This window comes from Aneurinibacillus aneurinilyticus ATCC 12856, from assembly GCF_000466385.1.
GTDB lineage: Bacteria > Bacillota > Bacilli > Aneurinibacillales > Aneurinibacillaceae > Aneurinibacillus > Aneurinibacillus aneurinilyticus.
The window spans coordinates 353-21,458 of the sequence record NZ_KE952748.1 but is presented as its reverse complement, the minus strand read 5'-3'; the positions used below and the strand labels follow the sequence as shown (position 1 = coordinate 21,458).

The 21,106-nt window shown below is 44.5% G+C and carries 26 protein-coding genes and 3 tRNA genes (1 of these 29 only partly in view); 9 read left to right on the top strand and 20 right to left on the bottom strand.

What is annotated here, in order from left to right:
• Positions 1 to 223: 223 nt before the first annotated feature.
• From HMPREF0083_RS08230 to HMPREF0083_RS08215, 4 genes are all read right to left on the bottom strand, one after another.
• Positions 224 to 916, bottom strand: a complete 693-nt coding sequence (locus tag HMPREF0083_RS08230; RefSeq protein ID WP_021620748.1) for a 5'-methylthioadenosine/adenosylhomocysteine nucleosidase — start codon at positions 914 to 916, stop codon at positions 224 to 226.
• 11 nt (positions 917 to 927) lie between these two features.
• The gene (gene ccpA / locus HMPREF0083_RS08225; RefSeq protein WP_051354584.1) at positions 928 to 1,962 is read right to left on the bottom strand and encodes a catabolite control protein A; all 1,035 of its coding nucleotides are present in this window, start codon (positions 1,960 to 1,962) and stop codon (positions 928 to 930) included.
• A gap of 180 nt (positions 1,963 to 2,142) precedes the next feature.
• Entirely contained in the window at positions 2,143 to 2,781 is a 639-nt protein-coding gene (locus HMPREF0083_RS08220; RefSeq protein ID WP_040302037.1) for a hypothetical protein, read from the bottom strand.
• 126 nt (positions 2,782 to 2,907) lie between these two features.
• Positions 2,908 to 3,999: a bifunctional 3-deoxy-7-phosphoheptulonate synthase/chorismate mutase gene (locus tag HMPREF0083_RS08215; protein ID WP_021620745.1), complete on the bottom strand. Its 1,092-nt coding sequence runs from the start codon at positions 3,997 to 3,999 to the stop codon at positions 2,908 to 2,910.
• 197 nt (positions 4,000 to 4,196) lie between these two features.
• Here HMPREF0083_RS08215 and HMPREF0083_RS08210 point away from each other — a divergent pair, with 197 nt between their 5' ends.
• Complete coding sequence (locus HMPREF0083_RS08210) at positions 4,197 to 6,359, top strand: cell division protein FtsA (protein WP_040302035.1); 2,163 nt, start codon at positions 4,197 to 4,199, stop codon at positions 6,357 to 6,359.
• A gap of 147 nt (positions 6,360 to 6,506) precedes the next feature.
• On the opposite strand, the gene ytxJ is transcribed toward HMPREF0083_RS08210, so the two are convergent.
• The 3 genes from ytxJ to HMPREF0083_RS08195 form a co-directional block, all read right to left on the bottom strand.
• A complete protein-coding gene (gene ytxJ, locus HMPREF0083_RS08205) occupies positions 6,507 to 6,827 on the bottom strand; it encodes a bacillithiol system redox-active protein YtxJ (RefSeq protein WP_040302033.1) in 321 nt (106 codons plus the stop codon).
• Between the two features lie 131 nt (positions 6,828 to 6,958).
• The gene (locus tag HMPREF0083_RS08200) at positions 6,959 to 7,297 is read right to left on the bottom strand and encodes a spore coat protein (protein ID WP_021620742.1); all 339 of its coding nucleotides are present in this window, start codon (positions 7,295 to 7,297) and stop codon (positions 6,959 to 6,961) included.
• A gap of 15 nt (positions 7,298 to 7,312) precedes the next feature.
• Positions 7,313 to 7,546 (bottom strand): hypothetical protein, encoded by a 234-nt coding sequence (locus tag HMPREF0083_RS08195; RefSeq protein WP_021620741.1) that lies wholly within the window; start codon positions 7,544 to 7,546, stop codon positions 7,313 to 7,315.
• 177 nt (positions 7,547 to 7,723) lie between these two features.
• Here HMPREF0083_RS08195 and HMPREF0083_RS08190 point away from each other — a divergent pair, with 177 nt between their 5' ends.
• Positions 7,724 to 8,803 (top strand): isocitrate/isopropylmalate family dehydrogenase, encoded by a 1,080-nt coding sequence (locus HMPREF0083_RS08190; RefSeq protein WP_040302031.1) that lies wholly within the window; start codon positions 7,724 to 7,726, stop codon positions 8,801 to 8,803.
• 146 nt (positions 8,804 to 8,949) lie between these two features.
• On the opposite strand, the gene HMPREF0083_RS29720 is transcribed toward HMPREF0083_RS08190, so the two are convergent.
• The 3 genes from HMPREF0083_RS29720 to HMPREF0083_RS08180 all read right to left on the bottom strand — a co-directional run bounded on the left by HMPREF0083_RS29720 (position 8,950) and on the right by HMPREF0083_RS08180 (position 9,846).
• A complete protein-coding gene (locus HMPREF0083_RS29720) occupies positions 8,950 to 9,060 on the bottom strand; it encodes a DUF5321 domain-containing protein (protein ID WP_167331551.1) in 111 nt (36 codons plus the stop codon).
• A 131-nt stretch (positions 9,061 to 9,191) separates the two neighbouring features.
• The gene (locus tag HMPREF0083_RS08185; protein WP_040302029.1) at positions 9,192 to 9,560 is read right to left on the bottom strand and encodes a hypothetical protein; all 369 of its coding nucleotides are present in this window, start codon (positions 9,558 to 9,560) and stop codon (positions 9,192 to 9,194) included.
• A 79-nt stretch (positions 9,561 to 9,639) separates the two neighbouring features.
• Positions 9,640 to 9,846: a hypothetical protein gene (locus tag HMPREF0083_RS08180; RefSeq protein ID WP_021620738.1), complete on the bottom strand. Its 207-nt coding sequence runs from the start codon at positions 9,844 to 9,846 to the stop codon at positions 9,640 to 9,642.
• A gap of 209 nt (positions 9,847 to 10,055) precedes the next feature.
• Between HMPREF0083_RS08180 and HMPREF0083_RS08175 the strand changes: the two genes are divergently transcribed.
• The gene (locus HMPREF0083_RS08175; protein ID WP_040302027.1) at positions 10,056 to 10,769 is read left to right on the top strand and encodes a S1C family serine protease; all 714 of its coding nucleotides are present in this window, start codon (positions 10,056 to 10,058) and stop codon (positions 10,767 to 10,769) included.
• A 9-nt stretch (positions 10,770 to 10,778) separates the two neighbouring features.
• Here HMPREF0083_RS08175 and HMPREF0083_RS08170 read toward each other — a convergent pair whose 3' ends face one another.
• The 5 genes from HMPREF0083_RS08170 to HMPREF0083_RS08150 form a co-directional block, all read right to left on the bottom strand.
• Positions 10,779 to 12,356 (bottom strand): peptide chain release factor 3, encoded by a 1,578-nt coding sequence (locus HMPREF0083_RS08170; protein WP_021620736.1) that lies wholly within the window; start codon positions 12,354 to 12,356, stop codon positions 10,779 to 10,781.
• 127 nt (positions 12,357 to 12,483) lie between these two features.
• Positions 12,484 to 13,122 carry a YhcN/YlaJ family sporulation lipoprotein gene (locus tag HMPREF0083_RS08165; RefSeq protein ID WP_021620735.1) on the bottom strand — a complete coding sequence of 213 codons (639 nt, stop codon included), beginning with the start codon at positions 13,120 to 13,122 and terminating at the stop codon, positions 12,484 to 12,486.
• Positions 13,123 to 13,293: 171 nt separating this feature from the next.
• Positions 13,294 to 13,725: a CBS domain-containing protein gene (locus HMPREF0083_RS08160; protein WP_021620733.1), complete on the bottom strand. Its 432-nt coding sequence runs from the start codon at positions 13,723 to 13,725 to the stop codon at positions 13,294 to 13,296.
• Positions 13,726 to 13,926: 201 nt separating this feature from the next.
• The gene (locus HMPREF0083_RS26285) at positions 13,927 to 14,394 is read right to left on the bottom strand and encodes a hypothetical protein (protein WP_021620732.1); all 468 of its coding nucleotides are present in this window, start codon (positions 14,392 to 14,394) and stop codon (positions 13,927 to 13,929) included.
• Entirely contained in the window at positions 14,387 to 14,620 is a 234-nt protein-coding gene (locus tag HMPREF0083_RS08150; protein ID WP_021620731.1) for a hypothetical protein, read from the bottom strand. The genes HMPREF0083_RS26285 and HMPREF0083_RS08150 overlap by 8 nt, the downstream gene beginning before the upstream one ends.
• Positions 14,621 to 14,865: 245 nt before the next feature.
• Here HMPREF0083_RS08150 and HMPREF0083_RS08145 point away from each other — a divergent pair, with 245 nt between their 5' ends.
• The 3 genes from HMPREF0083_RS08145 to HMPREF0083_RS08135 are packed head-to-tail and all read left to right on the top strand — an operon-like array spanning position 14,866 to position 15,955.
• On the top strand, positions 14,866 to 15,102 hold the full coding sequence (locus tag HMPREF0083_RS08145; RefSeq protein WP_040302025.1) for a spore coat associated protein CotJA: 237 nt from the start codon (positions 14,866 to 14,868) through the stop codon (positions 15,100 to 15,102).
• Positions 15,099 to 15,359 (top strand): spore coat protein CotJB, encoded by a 261-nt coding sequence (locus HMPREF0083_RS08140; RefSeq protein ID WP_021620728.1) that lies wholly within the window; start codon positions 15,099 to 15,101, stop codon positions 15,357 to 15,359. The genes HMPREF0083_RS08145 and HMPREF0083_RS08140 overlap by 4 nt, the downstream gene beginning before the upstream one ends.
• 26 nt (positions 15,360 to 15,385) lie before the next feature.
• Positions 15,386 to 15,955, top strand: coding sequence for a manganese catalase family protein (locus tag HMPREF0083_RS08135; protein WP_040302023.1), 570 nt, complete (start codon positions 15,386 to 15,388; stop codon positions 15,953 to 15,955).
• Between the two features lie 101 nt (positions 15,956 to 16,056).
• On the opposite strand, the gene HMPREF0083_RS08130 is transcribed toward HMPREF0083_RS08135, so the two are convergent.
• Entirely contained in the window at positions 16,057 to 16,629 is a 573-nt protein-coding gene (locus HMPREF0083_RS08130) for a nitroreductase family protein (RefSeq protein WP_021620726.1), read from the bottom strand.
• Between the two features lie 10 nt (positions 16,630 to 16,639).
• Positions 16,640 to 17,761, bottom strand: coding sequence for an alpha/beta fold hydrolase (locus tag HMPREF0083_RS08125; protein WP_021620725.1), 1,122 nt, complete (start codon positions 17,759 to 17,761; stop codon positions 16,640 to 16,642).
• A gap of 101 nt (positions 17,762 to 17,862) precedes the next feature.
• Here HMPREF0083_RS08125 and recU point away from each other — a divergent pair, with 101 nt between their 5' ends.
• The 3 genes from recU to HMPREF0083_RS08105 all read left to right on the top strand — a co-directional run bounded on the left by recU (position 17,863) and on the right by HMPREF0083_RS08105 (position 20,457).
• Positions 17,863 to 18,498 (top strand): Holliday junction resolvase RecU, encoded by a 636-nt coding sequence (recU, locus tag HMPREF0083_RS08120; protein ID WP_040302043.1) that lies wholly within the window; start codon positions 17,863 to 17,865, stop codon positions 18,496 to 18,498.
• A gap of 52 nt (positions 18,499 to 18,550) precedes the next feature.
• Positions 18,551 to 18,964, top strand: coding sequence for a DUF309 domain-containing protein (locus tag HMPREF0083_RS08115; RefSeq protein WP_040302021.1), 414 nt, complete (start codon positions 18,551 to 18,553; stop codon positions 18,962 to 18,964).
• 209 nt (positions 18,965 to 19,173) lie between these two features.
• Entirely contained in the window at positions 19,174 to 20,457 is a 1,284-nt protein-coding gene (locus HMPREF0083_RS08105) for an FAD-dependent oxidoreductase (RefSeq protein ID WP_021620722.1), read from the top strand.
• Positions 20,458 to 20,902: 445 nt separating this feature from the next.
• Here the strand turns inward: HMPREF0083_RS08105 and HMPREF0083_RS08100 are convergent.
• The 3 genes from HMPREF0083_RS08100 to HMPREF0083_RS28995 all read right to left on the bottom strand — a co-directional run.
• Positions 20,903 to 20,978, bottom strand: a tRNA-Ile gene (locus tag HMPREF0083_RS08100).
• Between the two features lie 4 nt (positions 20,979 to 20,982).
• Positions 20,983 to 21,058, bottom strand: a tRNA-His gene (locus HMPREF0083_RS08095).
• A gap of 16 nt (positions 21,059 to 21,074) precedes the next feature.
• Positions 21,075 to 21,106: transfer RNA gene (locus tag HMPREF0083_RS28995), tRNA-Trp, on the bottom strand; it runs 158 nt beyond the window's last position.

Here is a 21,106-nt window from a genome sequence, read left to right as displayed (position 1 = left end):
TTGTTTGTGTCCTGTTGTGGTGGCCTTTTCCTCTCTGAACAATCAAAACACCCTTGGTATCCATAGATGAATAGAAAAGAGTGACGCGTACGGCGTGAACCTTCTTTCTTCCACCTTATGGATAACCAATAGGCGTGATATTGATTCCATAAACATCAGCAAAATAAAAAGCACCTGACTCATCAGGCGCTTTCAGCTTTTCTTTTCAAAAAACGGACCCTTATTACAAATGCAATAGCATGTTGCTTACGATTTCATATGAACGTTGTGAAGCCAGCTTTGTAAACTCAGGAAAATTCACATGCGCTGATCCGTCTGCCTTGTCCGACATAGAACGAATGACAACAAATGGAATTTCATTCATGACACATACCTGAGCAACAGCTGCTCCCTCCATCTCCGTACACATCCCTGCCATCGTCTCATGCAGCTCCCGTACTGTATCACGGCTTGCAATAAATTGGTCACCGGAAAGAATACGGCCGGTCATCGTTTTTCCTTCTGCTGCGTGCTCGCTCGCTTTCACAGCTGCGTCTATCAGTTGTTTATCAGCGCGGAAAATTGAAATATCGGTAAAAGGAATCACGCCACGTGGAAAGCCAAGCGCCGTCACGTCCATATCATGGTGTTGACAATCCGTAGACACAACAATATCGCCAATTTCCAGCTCCGGATGAAGCGCACCCGCTACACCCGTAAAAATTACCGCACCTACTTGAAAGGTGTCAACAAGAATTTGTGTGCAAACACTAGCGTTCACTTTGCCGACGCCACATTTACACAGCACGACCTCTCTGTCTTCCCATCGTCCCTCATAATATGTGATTCCAGCCTTGCGCGATTCATGTATAAGCTCCATTCCTTCTTTATACAACGCGATTTCTTCATCCATCGCTCCGATGATTCCGATTCTCATACCTTCTCCCCTTACTCCGCTTCTTTTTCTCCGTCAAAACCTGCATTGCTTTTAGTTGACTGCCGTTCTTCGATACGGTGGGGAAGAATGACAATATGATTCTCCACCTTCTCATTGTTCATATACTTGGTCAGCAAGCGCATGGCCACTGCCCCAATATCATACATTGGTTGAACTACAGTTGTCAGACGTGGACGAACCATTTCTGCAAGACGAATGTTATCGAATCCGATTACATCTACATCTTCAGGTACACGAAGACCACGGTCTTGAATACCATGAATAACACCAACCGCCATCTCATCACTGGCCGCAAAAATCGCTGTCGGCTGTTCCACCAGCGACATGAATTGCTCTACTGCATCCAGACCGGACTCATAACGGAAATTGCCGTTATACACATAGCTATCCTTAAAGGTTAATCCCGCTTCGTCCAATGCCTTCTTATACCCTTCAAAACGGCGCATACCTGCCAGCGGATCGATAAGTGGACCCGTTACCATTGCAACGCGTTTGTGCCCTTTTTCAATCAGATGTTTCGTCGCATCATATCCGGCTTCATAGTGGCTAATATCGACAGACGGTAATTGCCCTGTCGGATCTTTTGTTCCCGCTAAAACGATCGGAACAGAAGCTGTCGTAAATACTTGCATATGGTTCTCGGTAATCTCCCGGCCCATGAATACGATCCCGTCTACCTGCTTCTCTAGCAACGTGTTCGTCAAATGCAGTTCACGCTCGATCCGTTCATCCGAATCACATAAAATAATGTTATATTTATACATGCTAGCGATATCATCAATCCCACGCGCTAACTCAGCGAAAAATGGACTTGCGATATCGGGAATGACCACTCCGACCGTAGTCGTACGCTTGCTAGCCAGGCCGCGTGCCACCGCATTCGGACGATATCCAAGCTGTTCAATCGCCGCAAGCACTTTTTTCCTTGTGGAAGGTTTTACATTCGGGTTTCCGTTCACGACACGAGAAACGGTTGCCATTGAAACCCCCGCCTCCCTTGCCACATCATAAATTGTAACTGGCAATCGTAATTCCTCCTACTGTTATAGTTTGCTGTAATGTAAACAATGAGTTTTCATTCATTTTCATAATTTTTCACTTATCATATTATAAATTACCTTCGTATGCAATCGGATTCACATATTATTTAGTAAAAATAGAAACAGACAAACCTAAATTATTGTAACAGGCTTGTCTGAACGCTTCTACCGCTCTTTTTTATTACCGCTATATGGCCCTATACCACCTTGGCTAATCGCTTTATGAGCGACAATCCAGCGATCGTTTTCATTGTTTTTCATTAGCGTATATTGAATTCGATATTTCTGACCTGTTTCTACTGTGCCCAGATATTCTACAATCGCAGTATTTTTGTAGTATGATGTTATACGCGTTTGTGGAAGTTTCATGGATAGGGGGCTAATCTGACGAAAAGTCGGATTCACGGCAAGTTTTTGATCCGGCATAGAATAATTCAAATCAATCGTTTCATATGTGAGTTGCGTAGCCAGTTGTTCGCTCCAGTTTTGGTCATAATAGTCATGCAGCTGCTTTTTACTCGTAAAATCCATATACGTATGAACCGGTTGATTTTTGATATATGAGATTTTTATGCGTTGTGTAGCATGCTGTACTTTTTGTTCAGCTTCCCAAATAGCGCTCAGCAGCTCCTGACGCTGTGTCTGTGTTACGTTCGGCTGCTTATGTTCGAATGACATCGGCCCTTCAATCGGAGTCTTGCTTTGTTCGCTTTGGATTTTCTGCCCTCCGCACCCCGTGGCGGCAAACAATACCGCGAGAAGCGCGGTGAAGAGCAAACGTGTCTGCTTATACTGTCGCGGCATATACGTCACCTTGTTTCCCATAAAGATTAATAATTCTAGGTTGTGCATGCCACTTATTTTTTATGTAGTAGATACAAAGAAACACAAAAAGATCACCGGGATTTACCGGTGATCTTTTATTAATTATTATAATACCGGCGCGCTTTCTTTATAGAGGCCGGATTCACGAAGCTTGGCTACAAATTCATTAAATTGCGGAATGTTAATTTGTTGTTTGGCATCAGAGAGTGCCACGTCCGGGTCTGGATGCACTTCAATCATAACACCGTCTGCACCGACAGCCAAAGCCGCTTTCGCAGTTGGCAGCAGAATATCACGACGCCCCGTAGAATGCGTTACATCAACGAATACCGGTAAATGCGTCTCCTGCTTCAAAATCGGAACAGCAGAGATGTCGAGAGTATTGCGTGTTGCTTTTTCATATGTGCGAATACCGCGCTCACACAGCATAACCTGGCTATTTCCACCAGATACGATATACTCAGCAGCATGAATGAATTCCTCAATCGTCGCAGACAATCCCCGCTTCAACAGCACTGGTGTATTCACACGTCCAGCAGCTTTAAGAAGCTCGAAGTTCTGCATATTGCGTGCACCGATTTGAATTACGTCCACATATTGGGTGGCCATCTCAATATCAGTTGGCGTTACGATTTCACTTACTACTTTAAGACCGAACTCATCTGCAACCTGACGCAGAATCTTCAAACCTTCCTCACCAAGACCCTGGAAATCATACGGAGATGTTCTCGGTTTGAATGCACCGCCACGCAATAGCGTAAGGCCATTTGCTTTGAGCGTTTCTCCTATCTGACGCACTTGTTCATACGATTCTACCGAGCAAGGTCCAGATACAAGAACAGGCTCTCCACCGCCAACCTCTACTGGTCCAAGTGTAACGACCGTATTATCTTTTTGCTTTTTACGGCTTACGAGCAACGCTTTTTGCGTTTCGTCTTTCTGCAGATCAAGAGAGGCCTTGAAGATTTGTTTAAATAGATGCTGAATGGCGCTATCCTTGAAGGGACCTTTATTATTCTCCACAATCAGGTTCAGCATTTGACGTTCCCGCTCAGGATCGAAGCGATTAATCCCTTGCTTAAGCTTCACCTTTCCAATTTCCTGCACCAACTCAGCTCGTCTGTTAATCAGCTCCAAAAGCTGCAGGTTGACCGCATCCAAATCGCTACGAAGCTGCTCTAACTTTTCGTTGCTCATCTTCTCTCCACCTCTTGTACTTTTTCAGATAATTTTCAAAAAAATATTTAACCTGTATTATAACTTATTCTTTTTTCTTTGTCAGCCTTTCTATGAAAATCGCAAAAAAGGAATTTCTTTCCCTAAAGCGAATACCTTACATATTCCCTCACTATCTAAAAAAGGGATACGTTTTTCACTTGGAGGAGTTGCAATGTATGTATATAGAAAATAACAATCACATCTTCGCGCTAGACATAGGGACACGCAGTGTAGTTGGTCTGCTGGCGGCACCCGTTCCGGGAGGGAAGTTCGCCGTGCTTGGCTATGAACGCGAAGAACATGAGGAACGTTCTATGCTGGATGGTCAAATCCACGACGTGATGGCAGTAGCCGATGTTATTACCCGTGTGAAGCAACGGCTTGAAGATAAGCTGAACGTTACGCTTACGAATGTAGCTGTGGCAGCGGCCGGCCGCTCCCTTCATACACAGCGCATTGATGTGGCACAGGATATTTCCGGATTGGGCCAGCTTACGCACAATGACATTATCGCGCTTGAATTGACAGCTGTCCAAAAAGCACAGCACATTCTGGCCGAAGAACATAAAGCAAATGATTTTAACCAATATTATTGCGTAGGTTACAGCATCGTTAATTATTATTTGGATGGTGAAATAATTGGTAGCCTAGTGGAACAACGCGGAAGCGAAGCACGGGTAGAAGTGATTGCTACATTCCTGCCTCGCATGGTCGTCGATTCTCTCATCGCCGCCCTGAAACGTGCCGGCTTGGAGATGCGCGCACTTACTCTGGAACCCATCGCTGCTATTAACGTTCTTGTACCTTCAACAATGCGTCGCCTAAATGTCGCGTTGGTCGATATCGGGGCGGGTACGTCTGACATCGCTATTACAGGGGAAGGAACTGTGACAGCGTATGGTATGGTGCCAACCGCTGGAGACGAGATTACAGATTCACTCAGTCAGGCCTATCTACTCGATTTTACTGTGGCTGAAGAAGTGAAGCGTAAGCTGGCAACACAGGAAGAAGTGACGTTTTCCGACATTCTCGGTATGGAATCTACCTATTCCCGTGACGAAATCATCGGGCAAATCGAACCTGACCTCGATAATCTGGCAGATTTAATCAGTGAACGTATTATGGAATTGAATAGCCGACCACCGCAGGCAGTCATGCTTATCGGCGGCGGAAGTTTAACACCACGCCTGCCTGAAAAGGTTGCAGAACGCCTTCGTCTGCCTCAGGCACGTGTAGCCGTTCGCGGAGCCGACGCTATCCAATCATTTACAGAAAAAATCGATTTGAACGGACCTGAATTCGTTACACCGCTCGGTATTGCGGTAGCCGCAGAAAAACATCCGATTAAATATTTAACTGTGTATCTAAATGAGGAGCCCTTACGTATTTTTGATTTAAAGCAAATAACTGTAGGAGACGTACTATTATATGCTGGAGTGGATATCAAGCGATTACATGGTCGTCCCGGACTGGCGATGACCGTTCATATAAATGGAAGAATGAAAATTATACCGGGCGAGCATGGCACTGCTCCTATTCTCTTGCTAAACGGTGAGCCGGTTGCACTGGATACGCCTGTGCAAGAAGAGGATCGTCTAAGCTTTACACCTGGACGAGACGGTGCTCCTGCTTCCACCACGCCAATCCAGATTGTAGAAAATGAGAATATAGATACACTGGATGTACGATTGAATGAATCCCCATTGTCGCTATCTCCTCTCGTGCTTATTAACGGACAGGAGGCAAACTGGGATACCTCGCTTACAGACCGCGATGAGATAGAGATTCGTCTTCCGGCTACATTGCGTGAAGTGCTGATGGAAGCAGAAGTATACACTTCCGATATGGAGAAGCAGCAGCTTCTTTATACTGTGAACGGACAAGCTGCACAGTATGAATATTCGAGCTACCTATTTACAATCAACGGGCAAGAAGCGCAACTGGAAAATAAAGTGAAGAAAAACGATGTAATCAGCTATCAGGTGCAAGCCGTGCTTCTGCCTTCGATCAGGGATGTGCTGCCAATTACAGAACAAACTGAAATACATACGCTTGTTACATTTAACGGCCAAAAAATTAAAATCCCTTCCAGCGAGATGGAAGTTTATGTGGATGGTGAACGTGCCCTGCTTACCGATCCCATCCGTGCACATGCATCAATCGCCGTAAACGTTCGCTTGAAAGACGAACCTGTATTCAGTGACGTATTCCGCTACGTAAGTGACAATCTGCATGCTACCGAACCGGGAAAAAAGCTTGTGATTACGATTAATGGAAATCCGGCCTCCTTTCAGGATCCGATCAAAACAGGAGATGTGTTGGAATTTGAGTGGCAATAAACACAGATGCCTATCCCGTTCCCCTTTAACTCTGATATACACGTCAAAATGAGGGCGTAAAACTATAAAAAGGGTGTAAGGAAACGTGTTTTCCTACACCCTTTTTGTTGCATATCAGCACGAAACGCCTGTCTTCTTCCTCCGTTCTTACGCAATAGATTCCTTTAAATTCTTCTCTGTAATATTCCAGTGTGAGGTATGCCATGCAACACTGTCGTTCTTAACATAAAGCACCTGCGGAGATTCGTGCTTCACACCGAAACGTTCTGCGATTTCGTTGGACACAGGGCGTGCCGTCTGTACGATGACAAGCGCCCACGGTTTAATGCCCTCCTGCTTTGCATACTTCATGAACTCATCATACGCCTGACTGCTGATGGGGCAAGTCGTACTATGCTTTAATAGAACCGCTTCCGGATTTTCTTGCAAGAATCGGTCTAATTCCTCTACTGTCGTTAGCTCCTTCATGTCTTTTCCTCCTTTACTCGACTGGCTTTTCTTTTCTATCATATCACACTTACCATACAGCCAACCGCTTGTGCGCTCTTTGTTCGGATCATAGCATGTTTAAGGAAGGAAAATACCGACAGCCAATTACCCTACTGTCCAGCTGATCGTTCTGCTTCTATCTTCATTGCCGACGCCTCTGCAGCCTGCCAGGCAGTCACTGCTTGTTGCAAATTTTGGTTGGTCTGGGTAGCTTGTTCAGCTACTTGAATCACTTCATCCGGCAGCGCATAACGTGGGGCCGTCCATCCGCTGGCCGTCATTACTTGACCAATCTCTGCCACGTTTTGAATTGAATGGCTCAGCAATTGCTGGAAGCCCTGTCGAAGCTCCGGACAACTGGTCTCCGAGATGGTTTGCGCATAAGCAGTTACCATCATTTTTTCGTATGCCAACAATTCTGTTGCGATTTGCTTATCTGTCACTGGCATCGTTTAGGCTCCTTCCTATTGAACTCCCTGTGGTGGATGCTGATGCTGATTGAGCATCTGACAAAGAAACTGATAATTTTTCTGATGTCGTGCTGCCATCTGGCGACATACTTCTTTTAACTCTGTGGTTACTGTATGGGAAGCAGCATTTATATATGTTTCACATAACATTTCTTCCTGACTCATTCGTGCTTCCAATTGCACTAGCTCTGTTGCAGTTAGCGGTTCCATGTGCATCTTTTGTACCATATTTTTATCCTCCGAAAAGAATCAGCTCACATGTTTTATAGTTTCTCCAAATTTTCCGGGTTTCTTCATACAAATCCTGTCAATAACAATTGAGATATTTCACAGATTCGTGCATAATAAGGAAGGTTGAGGTTGAAAAGTAGAATGTGTAAGATTTCAGAAGAGGTGGTTACAGACATGAAAAAAACAGTAGTGGTAATGCAAGGTGACCAGACCGGACAAGAGCTTCTTGATGAAGCATTGCGTGTGCTACAGCCAGATGTAATAGGCTTTGAAATTGATTTTGAAACGTATGACTTAAGCCTTGAAAACCGCAAAAAAACGAATAATGAAGTAGTACACGAAGCAGCCCGTGCTATGAAGCGGACAGGCTTTGGCCTTAAAGCGGCGACCATTACGCCGGAAGAAAAAGGCTCCGTGGGAAGCCCAAACGCTATTCTTCGACGGGAAATCGATGGGAAAGTTATTCTTCGCACAGGTCGCCGTATTCCCGGTATTCGTCCAGTAGCCGGTGCATATGCTCCAATTTCTGTCGTACGCATGGCCGTTGGCGATGCATATGGTGCAAAAGAATGGCGCGAAGGTGAAGGCGTGGATGAAGTCGCTTATCGTACAGAGAAAGTAGACCGCAAAACATGCCGCGCAGTTGCAGAGTTCGCATTCCGTCACGCACAGAAAACGAATGCAAAAGTATTCGGCGGCCCAAAATATACAGTAAGCCCAGTATATGAAGGTATGTTGAAAGAAGAGATGGATGCTGCTAGCAAGCGTTATCCGACAGTTAAATACGAACCGCAATTAATTGATGCTACTTACGCACTGCTACTGTCCTCCGCAGGCGATGCAATGGTTATTCCGGCATTGAACCGTGATGGTGATTGCCTGAGCGATATGGTATTGCAAATGTTCGGTTCCATTGCAGGTGCAGAGTCCGTCCTGCTTGGATTCGATGAAGAATTCAACACACAGGCTGTTATGGTAGAAGCGCCTCACGGTACCGCTCCTGCGCTTCAAGGTAAAAATATTGCTAATCCAATGGCCATGATTCTTGCATCTGCTTCCCTGCTCACATACTTCCATGATCAGAAATCCTCTATGGCTTCCCGCGCCATCTATGAAGCAACGATTGAGGCGGTAAGCCAGGGCGTACGCACTGCCGATCTCGGCGGAAGCGTTACGACAAGCGAGTTTACGGACAATGTAATCGAGCGCGTAAGAACAAAGCTTGATGTATGGTCTACCATGCAGAATTTCTAATTTCACGTTACATTTCACGTCAAAGAATGAAAGACCCCTTTCTCATCGAGTGAGAAAGGGGTTCTTTATTTTGTGAAACGAACAATACAAATCCAGTACACAAAACCTCCAGCCATTGAATGGATTGGAGGCTTTTTTATGTCCGTTTATGCTTTACGATTTTTTCTCTTCGATGCAATGAACATTGTGGTTAACAAAATGAGCGGAATCGCCATGGAACCAATTAACCCAAAAATTGCAATTTGCTGCCCTCCCATATGAGCGTACCCCCCTGCACTAATTTGATTCTATTGTAATAGAATCAGCCGGGAAAAGTCTACCAGCCCCACAGGCCACTTCATCCGATTCACCCATATTTCTCAGTAATTGTAAAACTTTATTCACAATTTCATTGCTGTGTCCGCCGCAATGCCTCGATAATTTGATGCTGCCATAACGTATCCCCAAGCGACTGCACAAGAAGGTACAAATCTAGCCATTCGTCCACATCTAGCGAAGTCTCAACTTTGCATCCTTTCAGCATCATACGAGTAAATTCAGAATGCTCAGCAAACGAAATCGCTCTTCGTTCTCCCGCTACCTGAAGACATTGTAAACACTGCTTTAAATCTTCTTTTACTTGCTCTACAAGCTCATGATGCTCACAATAACAGCATCGGTACATTGGTACATGTTCAATTTGCGTATGGTTCATATACACAAGCTTACGTAAATATAAATGCATCACATGGCTACAACGTTTACACTGTTTTTCCATTGTTCTTCCCCTTTCCCGTTACGGCACCGTTGTATCAATTGCAATATATGTATTCAGGAAAAGGGAATTTTAACCCATCTTAATAACGTGCGTTAATTTTTTGACATGAAGGACAAATGGCTATTTTGGCGGTAGTGCCTTGTTCATCCTCCACCGCATACCCCTTGAGGCTTGCATCTGAATCACAGTATATGCACCCAGATGAAAAATCCATATCAAAATTCGCCTTCCAGGCGTAGGGTTTGAAAATTTGTCCTGTGTGAATTGATAGTGGCATGTCGTTCATTTTGAGACCTCCTTATGTTCATCGACATTCAATTTCCGGTATTTTCTAGCATAAACAAAAGCTGTCTGCTTTATACGAATTGCAAGAAAATAATTGCCTTCACATTGTCCCAGCCACTACATACACTAGTATATATAAATAACGTTTACTACTAAGTGTCATGTTTATTCATCTATACTTCTTTATTCAGACAGGAAGGAGGAAAACGATTGAAACGAAAAACCACGCATGTAATACGTACTTTCCGTCAGCCTTCCTATATGCATCCTGCCAACTACTTTGTCCCCATCGTAGAAAAAGCGAAACCTGCTATTATTTCTATTACGACGGAAGACTATGCCGTAAATCGGAAAATGACAAAAATCCTCCATCAATTTCTATTTCCTAACTCTCAGGTACCAGGTAAGGAGGTACGCCGTAGCTTCGGAACCGGGTTCATCATTCATCCACGCGGTTACGTATTGACGAGCGAACATGTTATCCATAACGCAAAGGTTATTCATGTTAAATTAATTTCAGGAGAAATAAAGCAGGCAGAGGTTGTCTGGCGCGATCAGACACGCGATCTCGCCCTTCTCCATATCGCAAGTCGCGGCGCTTTTCCCATACTTCCTCTCGGCTCTTCTGCCGAGACCCAGGTCGGCGAACTCGTCATCTCTATTGGCAATCCTCTCGGACTCGAAAATACGGTGACGACTGGCATTATTAGCGCAAAAAACCGGCCGGTACAAATCGCCGGCCGGAAGTATGAAGATATTATTCAGACAGATGCTGCGATTAATCCCGGCAACAGCGGCGGGCCGCTCATCAACATGAACGGTGAAGCCGTCGGCATGAATGCCTTTATTATCAGGGACAACCATGGGCTTGGTTTTGCCATCGGGATCGATAGCATTAAACCGCTCATCCGCAAATTTCTGTAAAAGAATGTGTTACTCGTACGAAGTACTGGTAAATTCCACATCCGGATTCTTTTCTTTTGCCCAACGTTCGGCGAACTCATTCTCAAGCAGTACGACCAGTCTGCCTTCCCGATCACGTACTGTTAGGCTTCCTCCGTACTGGATTAAGTTCAGTTCATGTTCTTTTTTGTTCCCTTTTATCCAGCGGGCCAACGTATAGCCTAACGGCTGCACTTCAACTTCTACGCCATATTCGCCCCGCATCCGATGCTCGAATACTTCAAGCTGCAACTGGCCCACGACGCCAAGAATAAGCGTCTCGGCGCCGGGAGCAGCCGTGGTGAAATATTGGACAGCCCCTTCTTCCGTCAACTGCTGCATTCCCTTATGGAACTGCTTGTGCTTCATAGCATCTTTCGCGCGTACTCTGGCGAAAATTTCTGGCGAGAAGTGCGGGATGCCCCCAAAAGTAAACGTCTGATTCCCTTCAACAAGCGTATCCCCAATGCCAAAAGTGCCAGGATCAAATAAACCTATAATATCACCCGGGTATGCATTCTCTACAATGTTGCGCTCTTGAGCAAGAAATTGCTGGGGCTGTGATAATTTGATACGCTTGCCGGTACGGACATGCTGAACGGACATACCTCGCGTAAACGTCCCTGATACGATGCGCAAGAATGCAATCCGATCACGATGTGCCGGATTCATATTTGCCTGGATTTTAAAAATAAAGCCGGAGAATTTATTGTTATCTGGAGATACCTCTCCTTTATCACTCATACGTGGAACAGGTGCAGGCGCCAACCGCAGGAAATATTCCAGGAACGATTCCACTCCAAAATTCGTCAGTGCACTCCCGAAGAAAACAGGCGTTAACATGCCGTTGTCGATTTTCTCTTTATCGAACGGATCTCCTGCAATGTCCAGCAGTTCAATATCCTCTTCAAGCTTCGTATACAACGCCTCTCCAATAATTGATTTTACTTTCTCGTTGTTCTCTTCATCCTGAAACAAAGGAATGATCGTACGTTCTTCTTCCCCGCGCCTAAACAGCTCCACATGCTGCTTCTCCCGATCGTATATGCCTTGGAAGTCTATGCCGGAGCCTATCGGCCAACTCATCGGGCAAGAACGGATGCCCAGTACTTCTTCCAGCTCTTCAAGAAGAGCCAGTGGTTCCTTCGCGTCCCGATCCATCTTATTGATAAATGTAAAAATCGGGATTTTCCGCATACGACATACTTCGAACAGCTTAATCGTTTGCGGCTCTACCCCTTTGGCCGCATCAATCAACATAACTGCACTATCAGCCGCTGTCAACGTACGATACGTATCTTCGCTGAAGTCCTGGTGTCCAGGCGTATCCAAAATATTGACCGCATACCCGTCATAAGAGAACTGCATAACGCTTGATGTAACAGAAATGCCGCGTTGCTTCTCAATTTCCATCCAATCTGATGTTGCCTGTTTCGATTTACGGCTCTTAACCATGCCTGCCGTATGAATCGCACCACCGAAGTATAGTAATTTCTCAGTCAATGTCGTTTTACCTGCATCTGGGTGCGAGATAATTGCAAATGTTTTTCGTGGTTCTGCCTTAGCCATATATGTAAAACTGCCTCCGCTTCTTCCTAATCTTAAACACAATTAACTATATCACGTTTCTTTGCCGCAAAAAAGAAAAAGAGAATGCCTCGTTTTGAGGCGCTCTCTTTTATTCGGCTTGTTTTTATTAGCGGAATGGGGCAGTAACAGAACGGCCAATGTCGCGGATAAGCATACGGACATCCTCTCCAGCCGTCTGTAACGTACGTGCTCCTGCACCCTTCACACGAGAGCTGAGCGTACGGATACGTTGTGTTAATGTTTTGTCGGCGGTTACATGGATAGTATAACCCGGTTCGGCACGTTTGACTGCTTCATGCACATTGCGTTCCAGCATTTTCATATTCGATGCCGTAGCCCCTTCAATACCGATAACCGCATCTCGACCATCCACTACCGCTGTGGCACGGGTTACTCCATTTACATGGGCTGCAAGCTGTGCAATACGCTCCGCTGCTTTCTGATCCTGTTGATTTGATGCATATGGATGTACACCATACGTATTATAACGTCCAGGAATCATATTCGATTTAGGATACATATACGCCATATCAGGTCTCAATCCATACTGCTGGGTGCCATATGGACGAATACCAAAATTGTCGTTCATTGTCGTACCATTCGTATTATATTGATTTAAGCGATATGTTTCAGATTGTGTTTTTGCTCCATTATTGGTACCGGCACGTGACCCGCAAGCGGCAAGCGCACCAGCCATTGTCAAAACAAGCAAGGCGGCGACAAACAACTTTAACCGTTTATGCATAAAAAGTCACCTCTGCACATAGTTTGCTTCCTAACAGCGAAAATTATAGAAGCTAATAAAGTAATCCTTCCATCCGTGTAGGATTCTTCATCCTCCACCGATGACCGTTGGAACAAAATAAATGGCAAAGCACAGGGCGGAGGCTTCATTACCCCATCCCTGTGCTCCAGCTTATCCTTGAGCAGGATCATTTTGGGAGATATCAGAAAGAGCAGCGCCTGCTTCATTCTGGTAAATATTCTGTACCGCCAGGTCTCCCAGAGCAACAATACCGACTACTTGATTGTTGTCCACTACAGGTAAACGACGAATTTGATGTTTCGCCATAAGATCAGCTGCCTCATGAATATCCATCTGTGCCGGAGCCGTAACGATATTATGAGTCATCACATTGCGTACTGGTGTTTGGCTATCACGGTTTTGCGCGGAAGCACGAATGGCAATATCGCGATCCGTAATCATTCCAACGCATTGTCCGTTCTCTACGACAGGAACGGCACCCACATTATAATCATTCATAATTTTAGCCGCTTCTTCAAGTGACTGGTGCGGTTGGACTGTAGCTACCTGACGAGTCATAATATCCTGCAAACGTTGCGACATGTATAATTCCTCCCATGTACATGTGTCGGATTCATATGAACCCTTTTATAGCGTGATAAACAATGCTGCAACGTATGCGTGGATAATTTTTCAAGTAATACGCTCCGAAGAAAGTAGATGTCGCTTTCTTGCTTTATAGCGCCTTATTCCCAAAAAAATAAGGCGCCATCGACGGCTATAAGCCGTATGTGCGCCTCTTTTTTACTTTGCCTTTGCTTTTGTTATTATTTGTGCAATTTCCGGGATTTTCATATCACTATTCAAATCATATGTGCCATATCGCACGGAACCCATCAAGCTAAAATCGTTTAAATATTTGACCAGTAACCTTTGATCCGAAATAATATGCGCCTCTTGCAGCTTCTTAGATGCTTCTTCTGGACTCATACCCTTTTCTATGACCAAACGGTATGTATATAGTTTCTTCTCAGGTTGTGCTGGCGGATTTGCTTGCGATGGTTGACCGGCATTCGCTGAACCTGAGGCTGCCTGAGGTATTTGAATTTCCTTAATCGGTTGGCTTGTCGGATCATTCTTCTGTACACTTTCTGGTTGGGCCGAAGTCGCCTGATTTGGAAGTTCGTTATAGTAAGCAAATGAAAGCACCGCAACGGAAAACAAAATACCGGCTGCGAATCCTCGCAAACCTTGTTTCGTTATTCTAGGCACCTTCCTTCTTCCCCTTTAGCTTTTCTTTCGCATGACGATTTTCTCCAGCTTTTTGATTTCCTTTTATGCCTAGCTTACCTTGGATTTGATGGATTTCTTTAAGAATTTGAATAGACAAATTCTCAACTTTTTCTTCCAACTGAGCGGTTTGGTCCTTCTCTTTATAGAAAGAATAAATTAAAATCCCGATACCAAGCAAAAGCAGACCGATAATTGCATACTGCATACGCTTCCTCCATCATGTTCATTTTGGATGTTCGAATCCTCGAAGTATGTTTTCTGCCTTTTCATTTATACCATACTTCTGTAAAAACACAAGGGAAAATCGACACTGAAAGCGTTATCCATGAAATTCATGAACATTTTTTGTCGAAAGATGACGTTTGTCCCTTTTTTTAAAAACTGTACTTTATCCAGTTCCAGATTCATATTTATAGGAAAGATTGAACATATGGAAAGGAGTCTGAACACATGCATACATTCCGGAAGAAATATCGTGTGTACGTAAGCCCCTATGATCCTTGTCCTCCTATGACAAAAAAAACATACGAGACCCCTCCCCAGCTTTACTTGGGATTTCAGCCTTATGGCCTTCCGCAATACCCGCCGTCCGAAGCCTTACGTCAAGGAACCCTGTGGCCTGCCCTATATGCCCCTTATCAAAGCCCATATAAAGATAAATATGGAAAAAGGGAGGCTGACGAATGAAGAAGACAGGCGATAACTACTATGACCTTCTGCTTGAAATCCAACAGGTGGATTTTGTAATAATCGAACTGAATCTTTACCTCAACACCCACCCGAACGATCAGGCGGCAATCGCTCAATACAACGAATGTGTACAACGAAGCATTCAATTGAAAAGAAATTTTGAAGCGCTGTATGGACCTCTTACAAGCTTTGGGTATAGTTTCTCTCCTACCCCCTGGCAATGGGGAAAAGCTCCCTGGCCCTGGCAGGTATAATGTAAAAATGAAGGAGGACACCCGTTTTGTGGATTTACGAAAAGAAGCTACAATATCCGGTACGTGTAAGTAAGTGCGATGTGCGAATGGCCAAATTTTTAATAGAACAGTACGGAGGTGCGGACGGAGAACTGGCAGCGGCACTGCGCTACCTGAACCAACGCTATACAGTTCCAGATAAAGTAATTGGTCTCTTAAACGATATTGGAACAGAAGAACTGGCCCATCTGGAGATGATCGCGACGATGGTGTACAAATTGACAAAGGATGCAACAGCAGAAGAGATGGAAAGGTGTGGGTTGGGAGCACATTATGCCAATCATGATAAAGCATTGTTTTACGGGAATGCAGCCGGCGTACCTTGGACTGCGACGTATATACAGGCAAAAGGCGATCCGATTGCGGATTTGTATGAAGATATTGCTGCCGAGGAAAAAGCCAGAGCAACATATCAATGGTTAATTAACATGACAGATGACACGGATTTAAAAGACTCGCTTAGTTTTTTACGTGAACGGGAAATCGTTCACTCCCAGCGCTTCCGGGAAGCGGTTGAAATCCTTAAAGAAGAGCGGGAGCGAAAAAAAGTATTCTAGTGTGGTACAAACAAAGGAGCAAGACAGCCAATTCCTTCTAATCGAGACTAAAACGTCAAGTCAGGGGAGAAAAAATCTGTTCTTGCTCCCTATTCCTCACTCTACTCTATCCATTCTGTTTTCTTATCTATAGGGATACGCCGCGATTCGCGAACCATGTCCATTTTTCCAATGTAGACAAGTCCGACGATCCCGTCCTTTCCTTCCAAGCCGAATGTTTCTTTCATAACCGGATGATAGCTCGGGGCTCCCGTGCGCCAAATGGCACCATAACCTAGAGCATGCGAAGCGAGAAGCATATTCTGGATGCTGGCTGCGACTGCAGCGTACTCTTCCGTATTCACGACATAGTCCTCCTCATGCGGCAGGCAAGCTACCGCAATAACGAGCGGCGCACGAAACGCTTTTTTTACGTTTTTCTCATACAATGCTGTACGCTCTTCCTCCGTCAATTCTTCGCCTTTCTCAAGCAAGGCAATTTTGGCATATGCTTCACCAAGCTTTTTTCGTCCGTTGCCTATCATGACGAAATATTTCCACGGCTGGGTATTGAAGTGGCTAGGAGCCCAATTACCTGCTTCAAGTATCTCCTCTATATGTTCACGGGGCACTGGCTCATCCATCACTTTACCAATCGTTCGTCTTGTCTGGATTAATTTCAAAAGCTCGTTCATAGAATCCTCCTCATGTAATGTCCTGCCCTCTTAAAAATGCGGCTAACGGTTCGGCAAACAAATGGGTGTCTACTACCCCTGCCATATGGCCGTTTGGACTGTCGATTTCATAATACGAAGCGCGTCCTCCTTTGCGGTTGATTATATCTGCTGCCTGCCTGCTGTACTGTGGCGGAAACAATAAGTCTGAAGTGCATGGAATCATCAGCACCCGTGCCCGAATTTTTCCTAATGCCTCTTCTAATGAGGGGAATCCTCGGCTAATATCGTGCATCATGGCCGCACGTGCCGTGTATACGTAGTGACTTGCATCATAAGGCAGCATACGCTCAGACACAGCTCCTCTGAACTTTTGTACAAATGGCGGAATGCTTTGATACGATGGAGAAATAACGTCACGCTTCGCATCACGAGAAAATGAATCATCATACCACTTATACTGGTATGCGGCAAGATTCATGAGGCTGAGCGCCAGATGCAGGCCCGCCTCCGGCTCCTCTCCTTCGTTGTATGCGCCATCTTTCCACTGCGGATCAAGCACAATCGCATCAATCGCCGCCTGTAGATATGCAAGTGAAGTCAGAACAGGCGTCTGTGCACCACTTATGATGACCGCACATGCTTCCATCATGTCAGGATAGTGAACCGCCCAGTTCATTGTCTGCATCCCTCCAGCGGAAGGCCCCAGCACGGCAACTAATTTTTCGATTCCAAGTGAGCGCACAAGTTCCCGTTGAATGCCTGCCATATCCCGATATGTAAAGACTGGAAACGAAGTGCCATACCTCTTTCCTGTCTGCGGATTTATACTTCTTGGTCCAGTGGTGACAACATTCGGATTTTTGAATTGGATATTACATAGCGTATCCGAGCATATAACAAAATAGCGGTCGGTATCAATTGCTTTTCCAGGACCGATTAATGCATCCCACCACCCCGTCTCGATATCATTCGTGCTGTATTTTCCTGCCGCATGACTGGTTGCACTGAAGAAATGGCAAACAAGTATCGCATTATTTTTTATTTCGTTTAACTGACCATACGTTTCAAAGCCAATCGTAATAGGTATTTCTTGCCCGCACTCCATCCGGTATCTTTCTAACGAGAACACCCGTTTCTTTACCATACTCATTATAATTATCCTCCTTTTTTCCTGATACTACACCAGTACAACTTTTTTCTTCTTTTTGTTATTATACTAGAGATACAGAAGGAGGGAGCGCATTGCGAAACATTCGCTATCCTAATGGCAAACTGCCGATAATAAAAAGAGAAGGAACAGGATTTCCCGAGCGCATGAAAGCGGAAGAATTCCTTGCGCTCGTTCAGGGTAAACAGGATTCCGCCGCAAATCGCGGCATGTCACTCGAAGAAGAATTGAATGAAAGTAACGCATATTACGTATCTCATGCTATCGCATCCGTTCATAAGAAACCAACGCCTGTTCAAATTGTAAAAGTCGATTATCCCTCCCGCTCGGCGGCCGTCATCCGTGAAGCTTATTTCCGGCAACCATCAACAACTGATTACAATGGTGTATTCGAGGGTCGGTATCTTGATTTTGAAGCAAAAGAAACACGCAATAAGACAGCTTTGCCTCTCAGCAACTTTCATGAGCATCAAATCGACCATATGTGCTTAGTGGTTAAACAAAAAGGCATCGCATTTGCTATTATTCGCTTTACCGTCCACGACGAAACCTATGTGCTGGACGCCTCACATATCATACAATTTTGGGAAAAGTCCATCCGGGGCGGACGCAAATCAATTCCTTATGCATACATTAAGGAGCATGGACACCTTATTCCTGTCGGATTTCAGCCACGTCTCGATTATCTCTTTGTCATCAAGCAATGCTATTTCTCATGAGTACATAAATGTATAGTACAGATATCAGACGGACAAGAAAGGGGCAGACACTTTGTATCATCGATTGTACATTGAATATATATATTACTTTAATGTAGAACAAGATTATTACGAATGTCACGAGGTAATGGAGGAACTATGGTTAAATGAAGGGCGAAACCGCCTGCTGCAAGCCCTTCTACAGATAGCTGTTGGCCTGCATCATTTCCGCAATGAAAACATAGAAGGCGCCGTTCGCCTGTTCAAGGCGGCGCTCGCTAAATCAACAGACACTTGGAGTGGAAAACTCGGTATTGATATAGATAAGCTATTCACTGAAACAGAAGAATACCTCAAAAAATTGTATGCTTACGAAAAAGCTCCTTTCTCCTTTTACCCGCTTCATATTTCCATTCTTGATGAACGCTTACACCACGCCGTTGTTGCTTGTGTACCAAAAGGTGTAGCGGAAGAAGATAAATTTTAGAATAATCTATCGTATGAATGAGGAAAAAAAAATTGCCTCATTTTTTCTTTTGCTCAAAAGGATTGACAAAATGATGCATGCTTCATATAATAATGTTAAGTTATTTATAATGATTTCAAATTAATAACAAAAGGTAATAAGAAACTAACATTGAGTCAACTAAAAAATACGTGTAAAAGAAAAAGATATTTCAGGAGGCGGCGGATAGTATGGATAGCAACGTAATTGTGTATACAAGTCAAGGATGTCCTTATTGCAAAAAAGTAAAGGAACAGCTAAATGCATGGGGCATACAATTTGATGAACGTAATGTGTCGGAGAACTATGAATACTTTGAGGAACTGCAACAGAAAAAAATATTCGGAACACCTGCTACCTATATTAACGGTAAACTTGTGCTTGGTTTCCAAGAAGCCAAGATGAAGAAACTGTTGAATCTTCCGGAAGATTTTGAAGCACCAAAGAAAGAGGAAGTATCCCCTTCCGATACAAAAGCACAAAACGAAGAAGCATCTGATGGTATCTTCCGCTCTGTTGATGAGAACATTCTCAGCGAAGTATACGATCTGGTTACAATTGGTGGTGGTCCTGCCGGAGCATCAGCAGCAGTATATGCAGCACGCGGTCGTCTAAAAACACTTGTTATCGATAAAGCACCAGCAGCGGGTACGTTGGCTATTACTCATAAAATCGCCAACTATCCAGGGGTACGGGAAGAGTTAACAGGTCTTGAGCTGCTTCAGCGCATGCAGGAACAGGCACATGATTTTGGTGCTACTTTCGTTCGTACTCCAGTTCTCTCCGTCGATTTTTCTGACCCAGACATCAAAAAACTTGAGGTGGCTGAAGGAACGATTAAAGCCAAAAGCGTATTCATCGCTGTAGGGGCAAAAGCACCTTCAAGCAAAATTAAAGGAGAGGAAGAATTCACAGGTCGTGGGGTAAGCTACTGTTCTACGTGCGATGCCGCCTTCTTTCAGGATCGAACAGTTATTGTAACAGGAGACAATGAAGAGGCCGTGCATGAAGCGGAGGCCTTATCAAAGTTTTGTAAAGAAGTACGTTTCCTAATTCCAACAGGCACTATAAAAGGCGAGGCTGATTTGTCTACACTCGAAGTAAAGGATAATGTAAAAATATATAAAAAATACCGTGTGAAAGAAATCATCGGTGAGAACAGTGTAGAAAAAGCGGTCGTACAAAACGCTCAAAAAGAACTGGAAACATGGGAGATTGATGGTGTATTCTTATACCTTGCCGGAATGAAACCCGGTACCGACTTCTTGAAAGACGCTGTAGCACGTGACGCTGAGGGATACATCAATGTAGATGATAGGCTGCAGACGAGTGTTGCGGGCGTATTCGCAGGTGGAGATGCCCGTCGCACACCGATTAAACAGGCCGTACTTTCGGCAGCTGATGGAGCCATTGCAGCTCTCGGGGCAGATGCACATGTTAACAAGCGCGCTCAGCTTCGTCCACAATATAGTTAATTGCTAAACAAAAAAGCCGGGATTTTCATCATGGAAACCTGGCTTTTTTCTCATTTGTATAATACGTAGTTACTACTCTTTAGCTTCCAGCCATTGTATCAGTATTTCTGTAACTTGTTGTACTCCATTTTCAATAATGTAAGCATACATCAATCCCTGTTCTCCTTCTAGCGGATATGCGTTGTTTTCCATAATCTTCTCCTCTATTCTATAATTACAGTGTTTATGATGGATTCCTTATCCTCCATTGTATACGCTTACACTTAATAGTAAATAAGAAAAAGCTCCCCATTTTTTTTCGTGTTATTCTTAGTACATAACACACCTGTTGAGTACATAATTTGTATTTTTACATCATTGCCATTCACACTGTACCAAAAAAGAAACCATGTTTTATTAGAATGACACACTCTAATAAAACATGGTTTCTTTTGCAATACATAAATGGTGGGCCCTGCAGGACTCGAACCTGCGACCAATCGGTTATGAGCCGACCGCTCTACCAACTGAGCTAAGGGCCCTTTATGGGGCGACCGATGGGAATCGAACCCACGAGTGTCGGAGCCACAATCCGATGCGTTAACCACTTCGCCACGGCCGCCACATATTTTTATTTATGGCGGAGGGAGAGGGATTCGAACCCCCGTGG